We start from the raw sequence: 1,086 nt of genomic DNA, 5'->3' as shown, positions 1-1,086 counted from the left end.
CGCAGGACATGGCATGGCCTCGAGCGGCGGCTCGACCGGACCCTGATGGTGCCGGATCGCGACGCGGCGAGTGGGCGTGCCTTCCACCATCGCCCGGGACCTCGCCGGCACGGCTCCATGAGCCGGATCGCGCGAGCGCTCGGAGGAAGGCGAGCCAATGGAGGCCAACGAGCTGGACCCTGGCAGCGCGCGCACCGCGCCCCCGCCCGGGCACGACGGCGCACCCGCCGAAGTGGCGCAACTGCGATCGATATGCCGCCGCCAAGCGGCGCTGATCGACACGCTCCGGAGGATCGTCGCAACCCTGCGCTGCGGAGCGCAAGCGCTGAAGGCCGAAAACGGCGAGCTACGCGCCGCGATCGACCGCATGAGCCTGCCACCGCACGGTCTAAACGCCGAACCTTCCGGTGAGGGCGCGACGATCGAACAGCGCTTGCCGCTCGAGGTCGGCGCGCCGCACGCGGCGCGCAAGTTCCTTAGCGCGATGCTCGGCGAGCGCCTCAGCGCCACCGCGCTCGAGCGCGCCCACCTCGTGATCTCCGAGCTGGTCACCAACAGCGTGCGACACAGCGGCGCAGACCCCGAGAGCGACGTCGTTGTGCGCCTGCGACGCCAGCCCGACAGCGTGTGGCTGGAGGTCGAGGATTCCGGGCGCGCCGCGATGGCGCCCGGAAACCCGACGACCGGCGACGGATTCGGCTTGAGTCTCGTGCACTCCCTCAGCGAGCGCTGGCAGGTTGAGCGTGCCGCAGCGGGAGGCACCCGGGTATCGGCGCAACTGCGCGATGCACCAGCCGCCCGACAAACCGGCCCGACCCAACGCGAAACCAACTCGCTCGGTGCGCCGGCAAACAACCATGCCACCGCCCCTCGAGGGCAAGCCGGCGATCTGCACGTCGTGCCCGAACCGAGAGCCGGAACCTGGCGCGTCTTCGGCGCCGACGCCACCACCCCGATGTGCGAGCACACGACGGAGACCGGTGCTGAGGCTGCTGCCCAGCGGCTCGCGCACACGACCGGAGCCTCACGCGTCGTGATCCACGACCGCTACCACCGCACACACCTCAGCGCGGCCCGCGGGCAAGG

Annotated in this window: 1 protein-coding gene; it reads left to right on the top strand. The window is 71.5% G+C overall.

Annotation, left to right across the window (positions count from 1 at the left end; genetic code table 11):
- Positions 1 to 157 precede the first annotated feature (157 nt).
- A partial coding sequence (locus tag OM076_RS44495) for an ATP-binding protein (RefSeq protein WP_270046751.1) occupies positions 158 to 1,086 on the top strand: 929 nt, incomplete at its 3' end.

The organism is Solirubrobacter ginsenosidimutans (genome assembly GCF_027587205.1).
Note: the sequence above shows the minus strand (reverse complement) of the source record. Positions and strands in the feature narration are given on the sequence as shown.